This is a genomic window from Paenibacillus sp. UNC217MF, from assembly GCF_000686865.1.
GTDB lineage: Bacteria > Bacillota > Bacilli > Paenibacillales > Paenibacillaceae > Paenibacillus_B > Paenibacillus_B suaedae.
Genome location: NZ_KK366030.1, coordinates 157,828 through 180,394, shown reverse-complemented (window position 1 = coordinate 180,394; position 22,567 = coordinate 157,828). Strand labels below are relative to the sequence as shown.

18 protein-coding genes are annotated in these 22,567 nt (G+C 46.8%); 7 read left to right on the top strand and 11 right to left on the bottom strand.

Features of this window, described 5'->3' with window-relative positions:
- Positions 1–283 precede the first annotated feature (283 nt).
- From BP95_RS0127705 to BP95_RS0127680, 5 genes are all read right to left on the bottom strand, one after another.
- Complete coding sequence (locus BP95_RS0127705) at positions 284–1,549, bottom strand: ABC transporter permease (RefSeq protein ID WP_028533757.1); 1,266 nt, start codon at positions 1,547–1,549, stop codon at positions 284–286.
- On the bottom strand, positions 1,546–2,331 hold the full coding sequence (locus BP95_RS0127700) for an ABC transporter ATP-binding protein (protein ID WP_028533756.1): 786 nt from the start codon (positions 2,329–2,331) through the stop codon (positions 1,546–1,548). The genes BP95_RS0127705 and BP95_RS0127700 overlap by 4 nt, the downstream gene beginning before the upstream one ends.
- A gap of 166 nt (positions 2,332–2,497) precedes the next feature.
- Entirely contained in the window at positions 2,498–3,907 is a 1,410-nt protein-coding gene (locus tag BP95_RS31530) for an ABC transporter substrate-binding protein (RefSeq protein ID WP_021252690.1), read from the bottom strand.
- A gap of 140 nt (positions 3,908–4,047) precedes the next feature.
- Positions 4,048–5,514 (bottom strand): ABC transporter substrate-binding protein, encoded by a 1,467-nt coding sequence (locus BP95_RS31525; protein WP_036667650.1) that lies wholly within the window; start codon positions 5,512–5,514, stop codon positions 4,048–4,050.
- A gap of 197 nt (positions 5,515–5,711) precedes the next feature.
- Positions 5,712–7,094, bottom strand: a complete 1,383-nt coding sequence (locus tag BP95_RS0127680; RefSeq protein WP_021252688.1) for an ABC transporter substrate-binding protein — start codon at positions 7,092–7,094, stop codon at positions 5,712–5,714.
- 442 nt (positions 7,095–7,536) lie between these two features.
- On the opposite strand from BP95_RS0127680, the gene BP95_RS0127675 reads away from it, so the two are divergent.
- Together BP95_RS0127675 and BP95_RS0127670 are read left to right on the top strand one after the other, a co-directional pair.
- Positions 7,537–7,872 (top strand): ArsR/SmtB family transcription factor, encoded by a 336-nt coding sequence (locus BP95_RS0127675; protein WP_021252687.1) that lies wholly within the window; start codon positions 7,537–7,539, stop codon positions 7,870–7,872.
- A gap of 47 nt (positions 7,873–7,919) precedes the next feature.
- On the top strand, positions 7,920–8,918 hold the full coding sequence (locus BP95_RS0127670; protein WP_028533755.1) for an NADP-dependent oxidoreductase: 999 nt from the start codon (positions 7,920–7,922) through the stop codon (positions 8,916–8,918).
- Positions 8,919–8,994: 76 nt separating this feature from the next.
- Here BP95_RS0127670 and BP95_RS0127665 read toward each other — a convergent pair whose 3' ends face one another.
- Positions 8,995–10,281: a DEAD/DEAH box helicase gene (locus BP95_RS0127665; protein ID WP_021252685.1), complete on the bottom strand. Its 1,287-nt coding sequence runs from the start codon at positions 10,279–10,281 to the stop codon at positions 8,995–8,997.
- Positions 10,282–10,453: 172 nt separating this feature from the next.
- Between BP95_RS0127665 and BP95_RS0127660 the strand changes: the two genes are divergently transcribed.
- Positions 10,454–10,711 (top strand): DUF2573 family protein, encoded by a 258-nt coding sequence (locus tag BP95_RS0127660; protein ID WP_021252684.1) that lies wholly within the window; start codon positions 10,454–10,456, stop codon positions 10,709–10,711.
- 147 nt (positions 10,712–10,858) lie between these two features.
- Here the strand turns inward: BP95_RS0127660 and BP95_RS0127655 are convergent, their stop codons facing one another.
- The 3 genes from BP95_RS0127655 to BP95_RS0127645 all read right to left on the bottom strand — a co-directional run bounded on the left by BP95_RS0127655 (position 10,859) and on the right by BP95_RS0127645 (position 12,762).
- Positions 10,859–11,635, bottom strand: coding sequence for an SDR family NAD(P)-dependent oxidoreductase (locus BP95_RS0127655; RefSeq protein WP_028533754.1), 777 nt, complete (start codon positions 11,633–11,635; stop codon positions 10,859–10,861).
- A 111-nt stretch (positions 11,636–11,746) separates the two neighbouring features.
- Positions 11,747–12,199, bottom strand: a complete 453-nt coding sequence (locus tag BP95_RS0127650; protein WP_021252682.1) for a chemotaxis protein CheX — start codon at positions 12,197–12,199, stop codon at positions 11,747–11,749.
- 188 nt (positions 12,200–12,387) lie between these two features.
- On the bottom strand, positions 12,388–12,762 hold the full coding sequence (locus tag BP95_RS0127645; RefSeq protein ID WP_021252681.1) for a zinc-binding dehydrogenase: 375 nt from the start codon (positions 12,760–12,762) through the stop codon (positions 12,388–12,390).
- A 466-nt stretch (positions 12,763–13,228) separates the two neighbouring features.
- On the opposite strand from BP95_RS0127645, the gene BP95_RS31520 reads away from it, so the two are divergent.
- Positions 13,229–15,334 (top strand): acyltransferase family protein, encoded by a 2,106-nt coding sequence (locus BP95_RS31520; RefSeq protein WP_081819992.1) that lies wholly within the window; start codon positions 13,229–13,231, stop codon positions 15,332–15,334.
- A gap of 283 nt (positions 15,335–15,617) precedes the next feature.
- On the top strand, positions 15,618–16,280 hold the full coding sequence (gene bluB, locus BP95_RS0127635) for a 5,6-dimethylbenzimidazole synthase (RefSeq protein WP_028533753.1): 663 nt from the start codon (positions 15,618–15,620) through the stop codon (positions 16,278–16,280).
- Between the two features lie 103 nt (positions 16,281–16,383).
- Here bluB and BP95_RS0127630 read toward each other — a convergent pair whose 3' ends face one another.
- On the bottom strand, positions 16,384–17,709 hold the full coding sequence (locus tag BP95_RS0127630; RefSeq protein WP_021252678.1) for a glycoside hydrolase family 125 protein: 1,326 nt from the start codon (positions 17,707–17,709) through the stop codon (positions 16,384–16,386).
- Between the two features lie 313 nt (positions 17,710–18,022).
- Here BP95_RS0127630 and BP95_RS0127625 point away from each other — a divergent pair, with 313 nt between their 5' ends.
- On the top strand, positions 18,023–18,982 hold the full coding sequence (locus BP95_RS0127625; RefSeq protein ID WP_028533752.1) for a zinc dependent phospholipase C family protein: 960 nt from the start codon (positions 18,023–18,025) through the stop codon (positions 18,980–18,982).
- Between the two features lie 62 nt (positions 18,983–19,044).
- Here BP95_RS0127625 and BP95_RS0127620 read toward each other — a convergent pair whose 3' ends face one another.
- Positions 19,045–20,613 (bottom strand): Ppx/GppA phosphatase family protein, encoded by a 1,569-nt coding sequence (locus BP95_RS0127620; RefSeq protein ID WP_028533751.1) that lies wholly within the window; start codon positions 20,611–20,613, stop codon positions 19,045–19,047.
- A 399-nt stretch (positions 20,614–21,012) separates the two neighbouring features.
- On the opposite strand from BP95_RS0127620, the gene BP95_RS0127615 reads away from it, so the two are divergent.
- The gene (locus BP95_RS0127615; protein ID WP_028533750.1) at positions 21,013–22,560 is read left to right on the top strand and encodes a Ppx/GppA phosphatase family protein; all 1,548 of its coding nucleotides are present in this window, start codon (positions 21,013–21,015) and stop codon (positions 22,558–22,560) included.
- Positions 22,561–22,567 lie beyond the last annotated feature (7 nt).

Below are 22,567 nucleotides of genomic sequence, written 5' to 3'. Positions count from 1 at the left end.
CATATTTGATGATGATAGCGGATTCAGCCATCCCATTACCATAACTATGACGTCACAATGTATCGTATTCTTGTCGCTGCTTGTACGACTAGACACGAAATAAAGAATTAGTGCATATGCATGAACTGCTTATGAAACATACTGACAGAAAAAAAGACAAGGAAGCAGATAAAGCATCTCACCCTTGTCCCGTATAGACAATTGCAGTTATTTAATTCGTTCATACGCTTCGAAATGTTATTCTAGGAACCCTTTATGTGTAATCTTTATGCTTCCTATTCGATTAATCTTCATCATCCTTGCGCGGCTTCGAACGTTTCCATCTAGTCAACAAGACGATAGCCACACCCGATCCGATCACGGCTAGCTTGAATGAGACCGATAATGGCCCGACTGCAATTGGCAGCAGCAGAGCGAAGGCTGCCAGCGCATGCGCAACGGTACTGGCATATAATGCCGCTTCATGACGTGCATGCACGGGAAGTGGGTAAACTTCCTGCCACACATCATGTCGATGGAAGGCAAACACAGCCCCCATCTGTGTGCCTGCAACGAATACAACTGCTGCATACAGCAGGAGACTCCACTCTGTAGCATTTGTCCAATATAAAAGCACAGCGCCAATGATGACCAGCCTCAATAAGATGCCCAGCAGCTCACTTCGCACCAACGTCTTCATCAGTAAATAACGATAGGCAAAAGGCTTCCGCAATGCAAATCGATTGCCTATGAAATTGAGCCACGGTCTCGCATATCGACGTTCGTCTGTTGCTGGCAGATCCACGAATCCACTCAAAAACAAATAAACTCGTCCCTCATGTGCTTTCTCCGCTTCGAAATGCGCCTCCCATGGAAAACGCAGCGTTCTCCCTGTAACCAACCAGCCTATGTACACCAACCCACTCACACCGATGACAAAAAGCGCAGCAGGCATATTGAGCCACAGCCAACAAGCCGTTGCTCCACAAGCCCATAGATAACGCACGTAGCGGGCAGCAATTCGACGGCGATTGTCACTATAGTGGCGCTCCTTCCAAGCGCCAAATGCAGCAACCGCCTTGAGCATCAACAATAGGATCAAAGTAAAGATGAAGTTCTTCGGGTTATCCTCTGCACGGCTGTATAACGGCCACAATACACACCACACAGCAATAAGGAGTACTGTTCGCGGCCATAGGCTATAGCGTACGCTTCTCTTCATATAGCCGGACATTCGATGCTCAATGCGCAGCAGAAAGGCAAGATCGGCCGGCCGCAGCAGCGTGCGATAGGTCGTATAGGCAACTGCGGGCGCTACCAGCAGCAGGGCAACCTCCTTAATCGGAAAAGTAGGTGGAATGTGCTCGATAAAGGAAGCATATAACGCCGTCCCTGCCACGAGCACGAATAACATGAGTGCCCCGAGTCCGCTCTGTATGACGTAGCGCATATAAGGCATGACCTTACCCCAGAATTCACGCTTGCGGCTTGCCCATAGCTCCTCAGGATGTAGAAGCACCTCTGTCAGACTATTGACGGTGGATGCCTCCTTCATTCGGGTCTGTGTCATCGCTGTACACCATCCACAGAACCAGTGATGCGCTCATCGCTAACCCACGCATAGAACAGTTCCTCCAGCCGCTCTTCCGCCCGCTTGCCTGACTGGGCCTCGTATTGATCGTGCATTCCATGGACCGTGCCCGCTCCGAGAACTTTACCATGATGCAGAAGCACGAACGAATCACAGTAATGCTCAATCGTCGACAAAATGTGAGAGCTCACCAGCAATGATGCGCCCTCTGCCTGCACTTGCTTCATATATTGGAGCAGTGATCGAATACCGAGCGGATCAAGTCCAAGGAAAGGCTCATCAATAATATATAAAGGCGGCCGAACAGCAAACGCGCACATGAGCATCGTCTTCTGCCGCATCCCCTTCGATAAATGCTGTGCAGCTTTATCCAGGTGTGCGGTCATATGGAACATTTCCGCAAGCTCCCGCACCCTCTTCTCAAATACTCCTTGTTCGACGCCATATGCAGTAGCCGTCCATACCAGATGCTCGCGCACCGTCAGCGCATCATATAGAATTGGCGACTCCGGTACATACGCAATAGCAGCACGATACGCTTCCGCATCCTCCGCCAGCGTCTTCCCATGTATGGAAACGCTTCCTGCTTGCGGCTCAAGCAGTCCTAATATATGCTTCATCGTCGTACTCTTCCCTGCGCCGTTCAATCCAATGAGGCCAACCATTTCGCCTGCATTCACTTGCAAGGAGATATCATGCAGCACAGGTCTGCCTGTACTGTAACCGCCAGTTAGTCTATCAATCTTCAATAAAGGCTTCATGCCTCTTCACCTCACTGTTCTCATTATATCGAACAACCTGACAGGAAGCGAATGGATATCCTCTAATCACGGCCTTACATTTCTGTAACAATAAGAGCGTTCTGTATGAACAATAAAAAGCCGTCTTTTCAGACGGCTTGTTCACACAAGAATCTTATTAATTTCATCAACCCGACTTTCCGTTTTCAGTAGAACTTGATTCTTTGCCCTTCTCTTTAGCCTTGCGCGCTTTTTCGTCTTCATGCGCTTTCGTTAACGCTGCCTGCCCCTTGGCTTCCAGTTCTCCAACAGCCTCATCCACGGATTTCTTTTTCTCAATTACGGCTTCGAGGGCTTGCTGAACCATACCATCATAGGTGCTATAAAAAGCGCTAGGAACATGTTTGTTCCACCAGCCATAGGCCGAGGAGGATTTTGGCTTCAGCATATAGAGCGGATCCGAGCTCTTACCTGCAATATCCTTCTTATACTTCATTCGTGTCGGCAAGCTTCCCATCATGGAACGCGAGGCTGCCTTGGCCATTTCATTGCCGTTGACAAACTTGACGAACTCCCACGCTGCGCGCTTATTCGCTGAGTCCGCAGACACTGTATAGATTTCAGATAAATTCACATAAGCAGATTCGTCTGGAGACGAAGGGTCGATCGGACCTGTGACGAAGTTCCAGGCAAACTTCTTCGCCTTCTTGTCGTAGGTCGGACGATTATCAATCTCTTGCGCGAGCCAAGTACCACTCATCATCATTGCTGCCTTCCCTTGAACGAACAAGTTATTATTCATAAATTGTGCTTCTTCGCCCTTAGGTGGCATATATACAGCCTTGCTTCGCAGCGCATCCGTTGCCAGTGTAAAGGCCTGTTTCCAGCCATCAGCGTTAATCAGCAGCTTTTCACCCTTCGCATCAAATTGCTTCAAAGATGACGAGCTAACAATATCTTGAAACAGATTGCTCATGTTCCCATACTCCTGATAATACCCATAGACCTGATCCTCACCTGAACCAATACCGCTGAATCGTCTGGCCAAATCCAAGACGTCCTTCCAGCTCATCTTGTTGTTCGGCAATTCAATATGATGCTCCTTGAATAAGTCTTCATTGTAATACAAGACTCGCGTATAAAAGGAAGGAGCGAGGCCATACAACTTGCCGCCCCCCTTGCTTTTAATACGCTCGATAAGGCCTGGCATAAAATCTTCTAAATCGAACTTTTCTTGTGCAATGATATCATCTAGGCCGTACAGCTTCCCGTCTTCGGCAAAGGTCTCAAATATATCCTCGCTCAGAAGCATAACATCTGGCTTATGTTTCTCTACCATTTTCTTCAGTGCTTCTTGATAGTCGTCGCTCGAATAGAGATCTTCCATACCAACGACTTCAAATTCGATATCCGGGAATTTAATATTGAAGTAGTTTCCATACTGCCTATAGAATGATTCCTCACTATAATAAAGAACTTTAATCTTTCCCTTTCCTTCCTCTAGCGGCTCAAGCACCGGCTTGTCCCCAAGACAACCGCTTACGAGCAACATGGCTGCAAGCAGTAAAGCACTCAACTTCCAGAATTTCCATCTCACCAACACACGACCTCCCACCCTCTATTTTCCAACAGATATAGTATAACAGCATCCCTTCAAACGATCAGTACCTATTCTCGCCACAAGAAGGAATGGAGAATAGGTACTGTAACGTCATATATCTATATCATTCGGACAGGTTAGCCACCTGATTTAGTGGATCCAGTGGATTCTGTAGAGCCTGTAGACTCTGTTTTCGTCGAAGACGAATCTCCTTTTTTCTCTTTCGCTAGACGCGCCTTCTCTGCCTCTTTCGCCTTTATCAATTCGGCTTGCCCCTTTGTTTCCAATTCAGCTACCGCTTCGTCTAACGACTTCTTGTTGTCGACGATATCCTGCAACGCTTTCCGCAGCAATTGGTTATAAGGCTCGTAAAATTCCATTGGAATATTTTTGTTGTAGCGCTCAGCGGTAGACTTCGGTTTCAGCAAGTAGAACGGTTCCGTGCTTCTGCCGTCGATTTCCTTGAAATATTGATTGCGGGTCGGAATTTGTCCACTTAGCGCTCGGGAAGAAGCCTTCGCCATTTCTGTACCATTGACGAACTTAACGAATTCCCACGCCGCTCGCTTATTTGGAGAATCTGCGGATATCGCGTAAATTTCAGATAAAAACACATTGCCAGACTCATCAGGTGTTGCTGGATCTACCGGTGCCGTGACGATATCCCAATCGATTTGCTTCGCTTCCTTGTCATAACGATGTCGATCCTTAATTTGACGCGCAAACCACGTGCTCTCAATCATCATTGCCGCCTTGCCTCTCATGAACATATCATTACCGAACCGCATCATTTGTCCATTCTCACCATTATCTCGTGGTGGGACATAGACGGCCTTCGACCGTATCGCATCGGTAGCAAGGGTGATGGCCTTCTTCCAACCGTCCGAATTAATAAGCAGCTTCTCGCCCTTCTGGTCTACCAATTTCAAGCCAGAGGTAGAGACAATGTTGTCCATCACACGATCAACATCTCCATAGTCTTGGTACAATCCAAAGATTTGATTGTCTCCTGAACCGATACCCGTAAAGCGCTTCGACAGATCGATGACCTCCTGCCAGCTCATCTTATTGCGCGGGGGCTCGATATTGTGCTCCTTGAACAAAGCGCGGTTGAAGTACAATACATTCGTATAGAAAGATGGAGCAAGTCCATACAACGTACCGTTCCCTTTCGCACGAATCATATCAATAAGACCTGGCATATAGCCTTCCAAATCAAATTTCTCCTGTGCAATGATCTCCTCTATGTTGTACAGCTTCCCGTCCTTCGCATAGGTTTCATACATGGTGTCATTCAAGAACAAGACGTCAGGCTTATGCTTATCAAGAAACTTTTTCATTTCTGCTTCATAATCAAACGGCTCATTATCCTTCCGATTTGCGTACATATCTTCTGAATTTACAACCTCGAATTCAATATCCGGAAATTTCACATTAAAATAGTTGCCATACTGTTGATAGAATGATTCCTCGTTATAGTAGAGAACCTTAATTTTGCCTTTTCCCTCATCAAGCTGCTCCAACACGGGCTTCTCTCCGAGACACCCGCTTAACATAGAAGTAATCGTTAGTAGAAATATGACGAGCTTCCATTTCGTCTTCACACACAACTCTCCTTCCTATTTTTCCAAATATCAACAATAAGTATATAGATCATTTTTCCATCATTCAACAATAGAATTGATTTTATGTGAAAGAAATCAATTTTCCCCGCTACTTCCATCCGATCTATAAGTGAATAAAAAAATCCACCATAGAAGGTTCTATGATGGATCTGTGATGGATCTTGATTCAGATTCTATTATTTTTTATCTTTTGATTTGGCCTTTTGCTCTTCATTCGCTTTATTAAGCATTTGCTGCCCCTTCGTTTCCAATTCAGCTACAGCTTCATCCACCGTCTTCTTATTATCGACTACCGCTTGTAGCGACGTATTTACCAATGGCATGAAGCCCTCATGGAATTTCTCTGGAATTTTACTATTCCAAAAGCCTGATGAGGATGCACCCAATTTAGGTTTCAATAGGTAAAATGGCTCTGTGCTGCGGCCATCAATCTCCTTGAAATAGTCCTTACGTGTTGGAATACGGCCAGTCATGGAACGTGCAGAAGCCTTCGCCATTTCAGGCCCATTTATGAACTTGACGAATTCCCAGGCCGCACGCTTATTTGGGGAATCAGCTGCAACCCCATAAATATCAGATAAGCCCACATTACTTGATTCGTCAGGACTCGAAGGATCGATTGGTGCTGTTACGATGTCCCAATTGATTTCTTTTACCTTCTTATCATAACGAGGGCGATCCCTGAGTTGCTGTGCAAACCAAGTCCCCTCCGTTACCATCGCCGCCTTACCCTGGAAGAACGGATCATCCGACATACTTCTTTGCTCGGAAGATGGAATGCCAATCGATTTGTCGCGCACGGCATCTGTTGCCATCTTAATTGCCTTCTTCCATCCATCCGAATTAATAAGCAGCTTCTCGCCCTTCGTATCGAATAGATTCAATGCAGAGGATGAGACGATTTGATTCACGGCAGATCGTATGTCTCCATAGGGTTGATAATATCCATAGACTTGATTGTCTCCCGAACCGATAGAAGTAAATCGCTTGGACAAGTCGATAATCTCCTGCCAGCTCATCTTGTTGCTCGGCGGCTCTACATTATGCTCCTTAAATAGATCTCGATTATAGTACAGTACATTCGTATAGAAGGACGGCGCCAATCCATATAGAGTACCGTTCCCCTTGGAGCGGATCATATCTATTAGGCCTGGCATGTAGCCTTCCAAATCAAATTTTTCTTGGCTAATAATTTGATCAAGACCATACAGCTTTCCACTTTGCGCATACTTTTCGAACAGCTTATCGTTTAAGAGAAGCACATCCGGCTTATTTTTTTCTATGAACTTTTCCATTTCTTCATCATAATCAAATGGTTCGCCATCCTGATTGTTGGCATACAGTTCTTGATAGCTAACGACTTCAAATTCGATATCCGGGTATTTGATATTGAAATAATTTCCATACTCACTATAGAAAGATTCCTCGTTATAACTAACGACCTTAATCTTACCTTTCCCTTCTTCCAGCTGCTCTAGCACCGGTTTTTCCCCGAGACAGCCACTCATTAAAGCTACTACCGTAAGCAGCAGCACCCCTATTTTCCACTTTGACGCCAACTCATTCTCCCCTTCCTATTTGTCGCACAAGAAACAAGATATATGCTCATTTGTACATACCCCTATCTAATTAGACGATATTACCAGCCATTTGGTTTCTTGGATTCAAGAATTGTTCCATGTTTTCTCCATCTTTTTTGTGCTCGTCATAGATTCACCCTAAGTCGAAGATACAAGTGAAGACTCGTATATGTTGTATCTTGAATTTTCCAATGGCAAACACTAGACGTTCATTCGTAGATGAATAATTAGCCTTTTCTTGATTCAACCTAATTTGAATCGCATTGTTCCAAGGTTGCAAAGTGCTCGTTTACAAGATGTGATTCGTCTCGATTTTCTTTCTCAATATTGCAGCGAGGCGTAAAAATATACTATCTTTTAGTCAACAACTTGGTTCATTTACTTAAACCATTAAACGAATGATTAGAGATATTTCACTGAAATGAGTAAGCAGGAGCAAGTAAATCTTATCAAAGAAGATTTCATAAATTGTCAAAAAGTATTAGTCGCAATTGGCGATGAAACACGTCAAGCTATCTTGCTAGTTCTCATGGAGACAGATTGTCAAACTGGATTGCGTGTAGGGGAAATCACGGAACAAACGCATCTTTCTCGACCTGCGGTATCCCATCATCTTAAAATTTTGCGGGATGCCGGTATTATTGAAATGCGCAAAGAAGCTACAAAAAACTTTTATTATATTAATTTACGTACAAAGATAGGTTTATTAAAAACGCTTGTGCTGGATATTGAAGAGCTAATGCATGACTTTTATTGAAACTATGGAATAAGTATAAATATAGAGTTATATGGAGGAATTAGGATATGAGAGCAATGGTTATCGATAAATATGGAAGAATCCCTATGCGAATGGCAGAAGTGCCCATGCCCGAAATAAATGAATATGAGGTACTCGCAGAAATTCATGCAGCTAGCATTAATCCAATTGATTTTAAAATACGCGATGGAAAAGTGAAGCTGCTGCTCACCTATAAAATGCCCCTCATCCTAGGTAATGATTTTTCTGGTGTCGTAGTAAAGGTTGGAGCAAAAGTAACCCGTTTTAACGTTGGCGATGAAATATATGCCCGTCCACGGAAAAATAATATTGGTACTTTTGCAGAATATATTTCCGTTCATGAGGACGACATTGCCTTAAAACCTAAAAATTTGAGCTTTGAGGAAGCAGCTTCAATCCCACTAGTAGGGTTAACTTCATACCAAGCCTTACATGACATCATACAATTACAAAAAGGGCAAAAGATATTGATTCAAGCTGGTGCTGGAGGTGTCGGAACTTTTGCGATTCAATTGGCAAAAGCAATGGGCGCCACTGTTGCAACGACTGCCAGTGAAAAAGGTGCGAACTTAGTAAAATCGCTTGGTGCAGATGAAATGATTAATTACAAGACAGAAAACTTTGAAGATGTATTGAAAGATGTTGATGCCGTATTGGATACACTTGGGGGCAAAACACTTGAGAAATCATTCGGCATCTTAAAAAGCGGGGGTAAAATTGTTTCGGTATCAGGAATGCCAAATGCTCGTTTTGCTAAAGAATACGGTTCAGGATTTTGGAGAACCTTGTTGTTTTCAGCTGCAAGCAAAAAACTGACTGCACTTGAGAAAAAGCATCATGTACAATATAGCTTTTTGTTTATGAAGCCAAGTGGAGATCAATTGCGTATTATTGCAAACTTAATTGAATCTGGAAAAATCAAGCCAATTATTGATAGCGTTTTTCCTTTTGAAGATGTGCAAAAAGCAATGGAATATTCAGAATCAGAAAGAGCCAAAGGCAAAATAATTGTAAAAATTAGATAGTGATTACGCAAAAAAAAACCGCCGCAGATCCATTATCTGCGGCGGTTCCTCGTTCGAGTTCATACCATTGCTGTTATTACTGGCGCTTCTTCTCTTTCAGCCATTTAGGTGCGCCTTTATCCTTGTCCTTGCCAGAACGCTTGTCCTTTGACGGCGGGCGATACCCAGCCGACGGCTTGCTCGGCTGATGATTGGCAGCTGGCTTCGTCTTCGGACGACGTGATGCATCATTCGGCTCGAAGATGCGACCATTGTAGAATTCGCGCTCATGGATAACGATTCCGAGCTCACGTTCGAATTTACGCATAATGAACTGCTCACGATGAGAGATCAGGTTGACGGACACACCTTGACGTCCCATGCGACCTGTTCGCCCTGCACGATGAACATAATGTTCCGCATTCAATGCAGGCTGAGCACTGAAGATATACGGCAGATCCGGTATATCTAATCCACGTGCAGCTACATCAGTAGCTAACAGCAATTGGAACTGTCCCTCACGGAAGCGTCGAAGGACATTCACCCGCTCCTGCTTCGGCGCATCTCCATATAACGAAGCAACTGACAAGTTCGCATAGCCCAGCTTCTGCTCCCATTCAGCAATCTCAGATGAGTCATTGATGAATACGATTGCCTGCTTCGGATTCCAATGACGAACGAGACGGCGCAGCATATCAATCTTATCGCGCTCCTCGCATACAAATACAAGATGCTCAATCGTATCCGCTATCCGCTTCTCAGGTTCAATGCCAATGTTAACTGGATCTTGCATCCATCGTTCTGCAAGAGCCTTCACCTCAGCAGGCAGGGTAGCGGAGAAGAATAGGAGCTGACGATCACGCAGCGCGCTGCGCATAATCGAATCAGTATCGCTCGCACCGCCCTTCTGCAGTACATGATCGACCTCGTCCACGACGATGGTGCGCACCTCGTGCATCTTCAGCTTGCGCATCTCAATCAATTCATGAATCCGGCCCGGAGTACCAATGACAAGCTGCGGGTGAAGCTTCAGCTTCTCTACCTGGCGCTTCAATGCCGCACCGCCTATCAGCGACGCAATTTGAATACTGCTGCCCTCACTGTAATATTCCGCTTCCCGAACAATTTGCATCGCAAGTTCTTGGGTAGGCGCTATAATCACGGCCTGTGTTGATCGTGCATCTTGCTGAATCCGGGTTAGGACAGGAAGCAAATACGCAATCGTCTTGCCCGTACCCGTCTGTGATTGTGCAAGGACGTCGCGTCCTTCCAATGCAGCAGGAATTGCCGCAGCCTGCACGGGTGATGGCTCCGTAATATGTCTGGCCTCCAGCCGAAGCTTCAGCTCTTCTCGTATTGCAAATGTGTCAAATGTTGTACTCAACTTGTATCGTTCCTCTCTATGGAAGGCGCTGATTCATGATAAATGAACATACCTTCCCATTGTTCGCTGTACCCATTATATCGAAAAGAAGTCTTCACTCCAACTTTCCAAATGATTGCTCGTTATGATAGCCTAAACATGCACATCCAAAAAAGTAAGGAGGTATCTGCAAATGACCGACAACCTATCCGCTTCATTCGATGCGCTTCTGGAGAAATATGCCGATCTGCTTACCGGACACACTGATGCTGCAACGGTAGAAAAAGTGAAAATGTGGGCGCTCTATAATCATATGCACAAAACAATGCCCAACTTAACCCGTCATTGGAATAATGCCAATCCAGAGAGCAAGGCAGCCGTTCGTGCACTGTTCGAGGAAATTAAGCAAATGAATGAGGCTCACCGTGCCAATGAAGGCGACGAGCAGTAAGACGAGTAGTATTTGAAGCATGCCAATCGTGCTCAGCACACAAAAAGTCCGCCTTCTCCTGATCCCAATCGAACAGGAGTGGGCGGACTTCGCCATGCCAACCATCGGAATCGCCAATGGTTGCCTATCCTAACAACATCCACATGTTTATTTCTTATTCAACATTTTAGCTGCAATTCGGTTCGATATTCTCGGAAACAACCCATACAGCCGCCCTCCGAGCGCACCAATCCACGGCAGATCCACTTCCTGCTTGCGGGTCTCCATCACCCGAACAATATGCCGCGCGACCTTCTCTGGCTCCATCATGAACCAACGAATATTATTTACATATTGTCCGCTTGGATCCGCCTGATCGAAGAATGGTGTATTCACAGGTCCTGGATTCACTGCAGATACAGCAACACCTGTCCCTGCCAGCTCCATGCGCAGTGCATTCGTAAAGCCCAGCACCGCGTGCTTCGTTGCCGTATAGCCAGCAGACTTAGGAGACCCAACCTTGCCTGCCATAGAAGCTACATTGATGATATGCCCTTCTCCCCGGGCCAGCATATGAGGCAGAACCGCCTTCGTGCAGCGCACCGTTCCCATGTAATTCACATCCATCATCGCGGCGAACTGCGAGGATGGCATATCTACAGTCCGTTCAAACAAGCCGAAACCTGCATTATTCACCAAGATATCGATACGCCCATACTTCTCCATCACAGTGGAAATTCCGCGCGTCACATCCTCATCCTTCGTTACATCCATCGTATAGACGGCAGGTGAAGGCGTCATTGAGACAGCCGCGACTTCCAACTTCTCTATGGAGCGCGCCGTTAAGATCGGAACGGCTCCCTTCGCAGCAGCTGCTTGAGCTGTCCAAGCCCCAATTCCGCTCGAGGCTCCAGTGATAAGCACAATCTTGCCCTTCAGTTCCATTGATTTACTCCTTTACCCTCCAATCCGCACCATGTCTAACTTATGTACAAAGCAGGTGCAGTTGGTCAGAACTGCGTCGCCGCATTAGGATACAACGTCGACTCTATCACTTTAGCCGATATGCATAAGTACATCAAATCGACCGATTCCATCCAATAATAACGGTACAGCCAAGACCTCTTGAATAGGACCAGGATGATCAGCCGATATGAGCAGCTGGGGAGGTGTTATATCAACGCTGATTCCCTGATTGTACATCAGTGACGTTGCGTTGCCACTAATCATGTTGCCTAGCTCTGAAATGGCGCTCTCACCGATAGCATCAAGGGATGCAAGAGGAGATCCCCCCATCATAGCCGATGCCATTTTCAACGCCACGTCTTCGTTCAAGCCAAATGCCACCTGTCCGGACAACTGCCCCGTCAGACCGACCTGGATGCGAAAATCATGCGTACCGCTCCAACTTAACATTTGAAGCTCTCCCCGACTGGGACGGACTTGCACAATTTGTTCAATAACTGTGCTTGCCGATTGCAAAAAAGGTTGAATCCATTCGGCTCTCATCTCAGCTATCTTTTCCCCTTTCCGACATTAATGGAGTATATTCGACATATTCCGAACGTCCTATACTTCCACTTTTCTATGCCTATTATACTGAAAACGGTTCAGCCAAGCACTATATGATTTATCATTTTCACAAGAAAAACATATCCAAATTAAGTTTTTGAGTATAAAGAACTACTTCTTTGGGTTTAATTCGACATTTTTCTCCTTTTTTTCTTCTTTGCATTGCCTGCTGCAGGAAACAGCTCTTTTCTATTAGTAGGTAGTCTGCCTTTTCTTCGGATTATTTGATCCTTAATCAATGGATAATATGATCTTTCCAAACTGCCCCGGTTACCAACTACGACGATGCGGCCATAAGGTGCGATTATTTCTAGATCAGTCTCCAAATTCACATTCGCCAAAAATTCGATGATTACATCGGATCCTCTCTCGTGTGTCAAAGACATAATTTTATCCATAAAAGCTTCTGTGATGTGATCGAGTACATGTAAGGCCCCTGAAACTTGAATTATCGACAAATGAACGTAAATGCATACCGGATCATTGACCGGAACAGACATTGAAAACATTTCCACTGTCGCTTGCAACAACTCTAGTCACTAGCTTGCGTAACAAGTGTTGGGACAGATTGCTGTAACCTTACCATGAATCCGAAAAATTACAAAATTGAATAAAATATGTAATAGATCTGTAACGAGTACATATGTGCTTTTTCGATATAGTAAGAGAGGTTATTCGAACTTTGATATTTGTATACACGGTTAGGAGATATAGGCACAAGGAACGAGTAAGAGAATATCTGACACTCACACCCCTTCATCCTCTTCGCTACGAACACGGTTCAACGCAAGCAGGACTCACCTGAAACCTTTACCAGTTTATTATCCAAATCAATCATGTTCCCCTACATCTCAAGAAAGGACATCAAGACTACAATGAAATGGTTATGCATGAGACTTCATCCGAATAACGATTCAGTAGTACGGTTATTCGTCGTGGTCACACCACATATAGGGGGCGTCCAATATGCATGAGCTTCGACGCAACAATAGACGCTACATGCCCGCCCTGGATGGCCTGAGAGCAATTGCTGTTCTGGCCGTCATCGCCTATCACCTGAATCTTGGCTGGGCTCAAGGAGGATTTTTAGGTGTCGGCATTTTCTTCGTCTTGTCCGGTTACCTTGTAACGGATTTACTGCTTGCCACAAGGCAGCAGCGAGGTGCAATTGATCTGTATACGTTCTGGGTACACAGGGTGCGCAGGCTAGTTCCCGCCATTCTCGTTATGCTGCTGTTCAGCGTTGCTTGGCTAACCATTTTCGATCCTGCGCGCTTGACCAAACTACGAGGGGATATATGGTCAACCTTCGTGTACGGGAACAACTGGTATCTCATTTTTCACAATGTTTCTTACTTTGACAGCTTTGGTTCGCCCTCACCCTACCTTCATTTATGGTCTCTTGCCGTTGAAGGGCAATTTTATCTGGTGTGGCCTGTACTACTCATGATTGGATTAAAGCTTGCACCAAGGCGAGGTCAGCTTCTGCTCGGAATTGCAGCGGCAGCTGCTGCTTCTGCATTGGCAATGGCATGGCTGTATGAGCCAGGCACTGATCCAAGCCGTGTATATTACGGCACAGACACGCGGGTATTCGCTCTTCTCATTGGAGCTGCACTTGCAGTCGTATGGCCCAGCAGACGTCTTGTCTCAAACACAGATCATAAGGCAGGCTTAAGCCTTGATCTAATAGGGGCTCTTGGATTAGGCGCTATGCTCTATATGATTGTAGAAGTAAGTGAATACGATGATTTTCTATATCAAGGGGGATTCGTGCTGCTCTCTATTGTGAGCGCACTTACGATTGCGGCGCTTGCACATCCAGCAAGCCGCTTGAGTAAGCTGCTCAGCTGGGGGCCGCTCGTATGGATCGGCAAGCGATCATATGGCATTTATTTGTGGCATTATCCGGTCATAATTCTCACTAATCCTGAAGTCAATACAAGTGGATTCGATGGGACGCGCGCCATGCTGCAGGTCACCGCGAGCGTGCTGCTCGCCGCCTTGTCGTGGCGATATATCGAACAGCCCATCCAGCGCGGCTGTCTTTCTTATCTTTGGCTCAAGCTACGTGATCCCTATTCTTGGCATCGGCTGTCATGGAAGTACTGGTCCATTTCTGCCTGCTGTGTCCTGCTGCTTACTCTGTTCTACGCTGGCATGAGCGGTCGTTCATTAGTGGATGCCGCCCAAGCTCAATCCGAGGAATCTGCAGATAACAAGCGGATAGTCATTACGCATGACAATCTGGGAGCTGCATCTAAGGCTCACCAAACGGAACATACCGGATCACATACAGTCAAGGATACGACACCTAAGAAGCCGAAGCGCTCTGATGCTGCTTCTGATCCCATCAAGAAGCCCGGCAGTTCAGGTGCCGATAACCCGTTAGAATCTAGCTCAACTGCCAAGGGAGGCGGGCAGCCTAAAGGCAAGCAGACACAACAGCCGAATCAGCCGTCTCACACAGACCCCGCATCCGACAAGAAGCAGAACTGGTCTATTTCTGCAATTGGTGATTCAGTCATGCTCGATGTTGCTCCCTATCTGAGCAAGCAGCTCCCTGGTACTGTTGTCGATGCGAAGATTGGAAGGCAGATGTCCGCAGCCAGCGATATTATTCAGGGGTTGAAGCAGAACGGCAAGCTCGGCAGATATGTCATCATCGCACTTGGAACAAACGGCATATTTGGTGAAAAGCAGTTAAACAAACTGATCGAATCCCTTTCTGATGTTGAGCATATTATTTTCGTCAATACGCGCATGCCAGAGAAATGGGAAGGCAAGGTCAATGCGTTGTTAGCGAAAACGGCTGCTGCCCATTCCAACATTACATTGGTCGATTGGTACAACGCCACTGAAGACCATGACGATTATTTCGAGCCGGATGGCACTCATCTCGTACCTAAGGGCGCCAAAGCATATGCCGCCCTAGTGGCAGATGCTGTTCAGTCTCTATCTGAAGTTAAAAAAGAGCAGCCTGCTCGTCAACCAGGATCAGAACACAGTTCTGGCAAGGAGTCTGTGACACCACCACCTAGTGGGAAAACACCCGCAACAAAACATTCATAACGAAAAACATGCTTGATCCTATATAAAAATTGTTCTAATTGTTTTATCTAATACTTAAGCCAATTATTTACTATCATCTGTAATATTACCTATTACGATTGCTGCAGGGTCTTGCCACATGTATGTAGGGCAGGCCCTTTTTCTTTCCCAACAAGAGATCCCTTCATACCTTACCCCGATTCGCAGCATGAATAACTTGTACGTTATAATAAACATATGAGGGAAACAGTCAATAGTATGACATGCCTTTGAAATACAAGAAAAAGGAGTGTAACTCATGACAATGAATAAACTAACCGAACAAGAAAAAGAAGGCGTTTACAAGGCGATATACAATCGCCGCGATATTCGTACATTCCTTCAACAGCCCGTGTCTGATGAGCTGCTGGTCAAACTGCTGGAGGCTGCCCATCACGGGCCATCGGTGGGCTTTATGCAGCCGTGGAACTTTATCGTCATCAAAGACGCGGAGACCAAGGCGAAGTTGGCAGAAGTGGTAGATCGCGAGCGTCGTGCGCTGGCGATTCACTATGAAGGCACAGATCGCGACACCAAGTTTATGGAGATTAAAATTCAAGGCATTCTGGAGGCCCCTGTTACGATTTGCATTACATGCGATCCTTCGCGTGGCGGCGACCATGTTCTCGGTCGCAACTCCATTCCCGAGACCGATATTATGTCTGTCAGCTGCGCAATTCAAAATATGTGGCTCGCCGCTTACGCTGAGGGCTTGGCAATGGGCTGGGTTAGCTTCTATAAGAAGCCGGATATCCGGCGGATTCTGAACATCCCGCTTCATATTGATCCAACAGCCCTCATCTCTATCGGTTATACAGAGGATTATCCGGAGCGACCGCTGCTCGAAGCCTACAACTGGGAGAAGCGGAAAGTATTAAGCCAGCTCGTCTATGACAATACATGGGGCACTTCTTCCAATCTGCTGTAAATCTACGACAAGCAAGCTTCCCAAACTCAACAACAAAGCCGTCCACTCCCCTAGGGAGATGGACGGCTGCTTCTCATCATCGCTCTTCGTAATGGATCTACCTTTATTTATCCAACAGCCCGCGATGCATGGCCTTCCACACAAGCTGCGAGAACAGACTGTTCGACCAAGCGAACCATGGACGTGTAAATACATTCGGATCATCCGCGAGGAAGCCCTCATGCATGAAGCCTGTATCCGCATCTGTAGCTTCCAGCATATCAATCATTGCGAGCATTTCTTCATCGCTTGCTGCCGTTAATCCTTGCATGGACAACGCCATGTGCCATACATAGCCGTCTGGTGTATGTGGGCTGCCGATTCCTTTTGCAACCTTGCCTTCGAAGTAGTACGGATTTTCTTTGCTCAAAATAAATTTACGTGTATTTTCATAAATCGGATCACTTGCGTCCGCATATCCAATATAAGGGATGGACAGCAAGCTTGGCGTTCCTGCATCATCCAAGAGACAGTAGTTGCCGAAGCCATCTGTTTCATACACATAAATCTTGCCGTATGTCGGATGGTTGTGAACCCCGTACAACTGGATGCCGTGATTGATTTCCTCTTCCAGCTTCGCCATTTCGCTAACGAACTCTTCGTCACGGAAGCCGTACTTTGCAATTTCCTGCATTTGACGCAAGCTGACAACCGCGAACATATTAGAAGGAATGCTGTAGTGGAAGTCGCATGCATCATCACTTGGACGGAATCCGGACCAAGTCATTCCTGTGTAATTTACAGGCATTCCCTTGCCCTCGTTGCGGATTGTATCAATCGCTGGACAGTTCACACGTGTGAAGCGGTATTGCGATTGTTCGAAGTGATGCTGTTCTGTCTTCCACACATCCACAATTTTGCGCATTGCGGACTTGAAGTTCGTATCGAAAATATCGGTACGTCCTGTCTCTTTCCAATACATATATGCGAGGCGAATCGAGAAGCACATCGAATCCAGCTCATACTTGCGTTCCCATACCCATGGGGACATCTCAGTCTGGTCATTCGCATCCCAGTGCCAGTCATTCGCAGTCTCGTTGAACGCGTTTGCATATGGGTCAATATTAATATAGAACATGTGACGCTTGATCAAACCACCGATAATGCGCTGCAAGTCCTTGTCATTCTTCGCGAAAGGAACGTAATGAATCACCTGTTCCACCGAGTCGCGCAGCCACATTGCGGGAATATCTCCGGTCAAGACGAATGTTGTCCCGTCATCCAGCAGTTTAGTCGTTGTTTCCAACGTGTTCGGGAAGCAGTTCTTGAACAGCTTCAACAACTTAGGACGATGCGCCAGCTTCTGTTCCGCTTCTTCCATAACGCGGACGACTGCTTTTGGCAAGTCAAATGCAGGTACATCGATTTTAGGCAAACGAAATTGTTCCATGTTATTATCCTCCACCTGTTCTCCACATGATGTAATTATCTCTCTTGTCACACTTCGGCAGGCCCGTTGTGGGCTTGTCCCCCGTGGCTCCTTACAGTGTACATGCAAACGCTTCATCTTGCTAGACAGATCGAGAAACTTTATCATGTTGCACAAAAATGTTCCACATCAAGATAGCAAATGAGCTCCCATTTCATACTCATAAAGGATTGACATTCCTCTTTATTTCAGGTGAACTGGTAGATAGGCATCTCAATTGCGGCAGCTTCCCATGCAGCTGCATAAGAGATGCTCCGTAACGAGGAGGGGAACAATGCCCAACGTATGGACGCATTTACTATTCGGCCAAGAGGCGCTTGACGACGCTGGCATCGCCCATTGGATATCGCCCGACTCCCAGAAACGCATGTTCAATATGGGGTGCCAAGGGCCGGATTTTCTATTCTATCATCAATTTCTGCCATGGCAGCGCAATAAAGTAATGAACGAGCTTGGAAGCGCCATGCACAATAAGCAATGTGGTCCATTCCTGCTCGACTTGATCGATTCCGCGCCCAAGGGAGATATGCTATCTCGCGTATACGCTCTCGGATTTCTACTGCATCATATCCTTGATCGGAACATGCATCCTTATGTATTTGTGCGTTCAGGATTCCGCAAATGGGATCACCAGCGGTTCGAGGTGTTGATGGATACCCATGTGCTGCGCGCCAAGCGCAATATCGCGACATGGAATACACCGGTATGGAAAGAAATCCATACGGGCGGACAGTTCCCGAAAGCAATGGTCAGTGCACTGCATGCCTTAACGGGCCGATACTACCCTGAGCTGTCCAAACGAGTGGATACACGCTATTGGAACGACGCCAATCGAGCTATGGTGCGCGCACAGAAGCTATTCCATGACCCGTCTGGGATGAAACAGCTTCTGACATTCAAACAAATCGAACCGTTTGTTTACAAGCAGACACCACCAGCCTATGATGTGTTGAATGAAGCACGAAGACCATGGCCAGATCCGACGGGCACAGGAGAAATTCGATCCACGAGTATATGGGATATGTGGGAAGAAGCCCGTGAAGATGCGGCGCGTGCTGTATCGGCTGCCGCCGCCTACTGGAACATCAAGGAGGAAGCGAATCAAGATCCGCGTTCAGTTGCTAACGCGTACGAGACTCTTCGGGCAGCAATTGGCAACCGTTCTTATGAGACGGGCCTTCCTCTGGAGCAGGATCGACCTATCATCATCGAAGACCCAATTTGGGATACGTAAATAACAAGGCTCTCTGAAGCAGAACAGCGATGTCCTCTGCCTCAGAGAGCCTTTTCCATTCGTTATCGGGATTGCGTAACATTCGCGACAATGACAAGATCCCGCTTGAAACGCTTGCGAAATGCCGTGCGAACCGCATAGGCTTCCGATACTTCAAGCAGCGGTGGTGTCGAGGCACGCACGTGAAATACGACCTCCTGCTCTTCAATATCACAGGCCACCAATTCTACATCTGAGGCTGCTCCGCGATTGAAGCTTATCGCAAGCCGCAGCAATAGGCTAAGTGTACGCACACCTTCTTTGTCTCCGGGAAGGAATAGCGCCTCATATTCACTCCATGCTTCGCCTGCCTTCAGCTTCTGATCAGCTGAGGCGATGAACGCACTTAGCACGAGCTCGCGAGGAGTCAGACCGTACAAGTCTGAATGGAGCAGCATATATAGCGCATGCCGCTCTCGTTCAAGCGGAGAGATGACGACTCCACAATCATGCAGCATCGCGCTCGTATGCATGATCTGCGACCAGTCCCCTCCCAGATCCATTAGGGCTCCCATATCTTCCACCAGTCGATTGAATAGGACATGGACTCGCTTGGCATGATCTCGCTGCAACCGAAACCGCCGCATCATATTCGAGATGGACAAAGACAGAGGATCATCGATCATCAGCCCTTCCCCCTGAAGCAAATCGAATAGAACACCTTCCCGAACACCCTTGGCGCTTACCGTCAATATAGGCATATCCAAGCGTTCCATCACATACGTAATGAACGTAAAGGCTCCCATAAAGATGTCCGCCCGCTCCTTGGATAACCCTTGAATCTTCTCTCTTTCCTCCAGCGACAACGGTCTCAGCTTCTCATGCCACTGTTCGACATGTTCCCGGCTCAGCACGTAATGATGGAGCGAAGCAAGTGGAACCTTGGCCTGAGCCTTATCCATCTTCGCAATTGTCCGTATCGTTCCGCCCACACCAATAAGCGGATATCCCTCTGCTTGCTGCAGCCACTCAATCTGCCCCAGAAGCTTCCCCATATCGGCAGCAAGCCGCTGCCCCTCCTCTACTTCAAGCGCCTCTCTGACATGATATTGGCCTGCCAGCGTTAGCGCTCCAATCGGAATGCTGATGCTCTCCTTCAAGGTCCGATCCTGAATGAGCACCATCTCCAAGGAGCCGCCTCCGATGTCGACCAGCAGCGCATCCTTGACATTCATGGTCGATACGACTGCCAGATAGTCCAAATAAGCCTCCGACTCTCCGCTAATTACTCGCACAGACAATTGTGTTGCACCTAGAATGCGGCTTAGGATTAATGCCCGGTTCGTCGCTTTGCGCAGTGCAGCCGTGGCAACCGCGATGATCTCACATGACTCATAACGGCTGCACAACTGCTTAAATAATAAGAGCGTTGAAATTAATTTATCAATTTTATATTCCGGAATCGCTCCATCTTCATCGTACTCATCACCAAGACGAACGACTTCCTTCCATTGATCTACAATTTGAAATGTCAGATCCTCGCGAATTTCCGCAATCATAAGACGTACCGAATTGGAACCGATATCTACAATGCCCTGATGGCGATTCTGAGTCGGAACCTTGGTTTCTAGCGGCTTCTTAGGTCGCATCATATGGCATACTCTCCTTCCTTACTCATCGCAATACGTTGTGTGCACAGCATCCATCATCCACCTACGTCCACGAAGAACGGCCTGCTGAGCTTATCATTGCTTACATTTCAAAAAAAAGAGTGACATCTCTTGAAATGCTTGCAATATCTTTTCATTTTGCCATGCCCTGTATGAAAACTCCATCCGAAAGCGCGTAACATAATGTTAATCTTTTGTAAATCTATGACCTGTACCTGTCAAATCCATTACTCTAGCAGTAGACAGCAATGCCCAGTCTATTGGAAGCAGTATTCACACCATAAGCTGTGTTCATTCCTGCCCGTAAATCGCGAGCGATATAGGTGTGAAGGCATACATGCCGTCTATTTCATTCACTTGTAACGAAAGACAGGGGATATTATGGACAAACCGCTTATTGCCGCAGGCATCGACATTGGTTCGAATGCAATTAAAATGCTTATTGCCGAGCTTGCCGGACCAGGGCAGCTTCGCATTCTTGAGGATGTTAAGCTTACATCCCCGATCGGCGACGACACCTTCACCCATGGTCAGATCCATTCTAAAGCCACGTTCGAAGTATGCCGCGCGATGAAGCAAATGTCGCAGCTCATGAAAGATTACAAAGTGAAAACGTATCGCGCCTGTGCGACGAGCGGGGTTAGAGAGGCAAGCAATCGCGGGTACTTTCTAGATAACCTTCGCCGTTACACGGACATGGACATCGAGCTGGTTGATAGCTCTGTCGAACGATATTTGACCTATGTCGGACTGAATATCGGCGTTGAACAAATGCCGCAGCTGCGTGAGGAAGGACTGCTGGTCGTCGAAATTGGCAGCGCCGGTGTCCAGCTAAGTGTATATGCATCTGGAAGATTGCAATTTTCCGAATATGTTCGCATCGGTATTTTGAAGCTGAAGGAAGTGCTTGAGTCCTTGCGGGGCGAGTCGCTGCATTATTCCAACGTTCTTCAGCAATATATTGAAAGTCAACTGGACATGCTGCGTCGCCGTATGTCTTCCTATACCATCAATCATCTAATTGTCCTCGGCGGAGAAGCCTCCACCTTGGCGAACAAATATGGAGAGCGAGGGACAAGCTCAGTCGGCAGCTTACCACTGCGATCCATCGCAAGAACAACACTCCAGCGCCATTTGTTCGAATGGATGCAAGCAGGCACTGCAGAGCTATCGCACAAATTCCATATTGATGAAGAACGCGCCTCTCAGCTCATCCCAACAGCTATTATTATGTCAGAGCTGCTCAAAGCAACGGCAGCAGAGCGATTGCTTCTGCCGGATGTTTCCTTACGGCACGGCGTCCTTCATGAGATGTTACTCTCAGCACATGATAAGTCTGCTTCGCTGCAAGCGTTGTATATCGAAGATATGACGGCGTCCGCCTTCCATGCTGCCGAACGCGTTCAGCTTGATATGGAGCACTCCAGACAGGTTCGAAGACTCGCTAGCAAGCTCTTTGATCGCTTGAACAGCTTATTTCGCATGGATCCGTCTCGCAAACTATGCTTGGAGCTGGCCGCTATCTTGCATGATATCGGCAAGACCATATCCCAGGAGGGCCATGCCGCCAATTCCTACCATATGATTAAAGCGATGGACTGGCTGGGTCTGTCTGAGAAGGACAAGGAGCTTGTCGCAAGTATGGCACTATACCATCCGCGCAGTGCTCAAGTGCCCCTGAGACCGGATATGAGTGAACAGGAGCAGTTGGTACTATCCAAGCTCACCTCTATCCTCAAGCTAGCCGATGCGCTCGATATTGCCCACCAGCAGAAAGTTAAAGATTTCACCATCCATATAAAAAAAGGCACTTACATTACGATGATTCCTACCTATGAGGGCAGCTTGGAGCTGGAACGGTGGGCCTTCCAACATGAAAGCTCATTCTTCGAGCAAGTGAGCGGGTATCCTATCCTACTAAAAGGATAGCATCCCT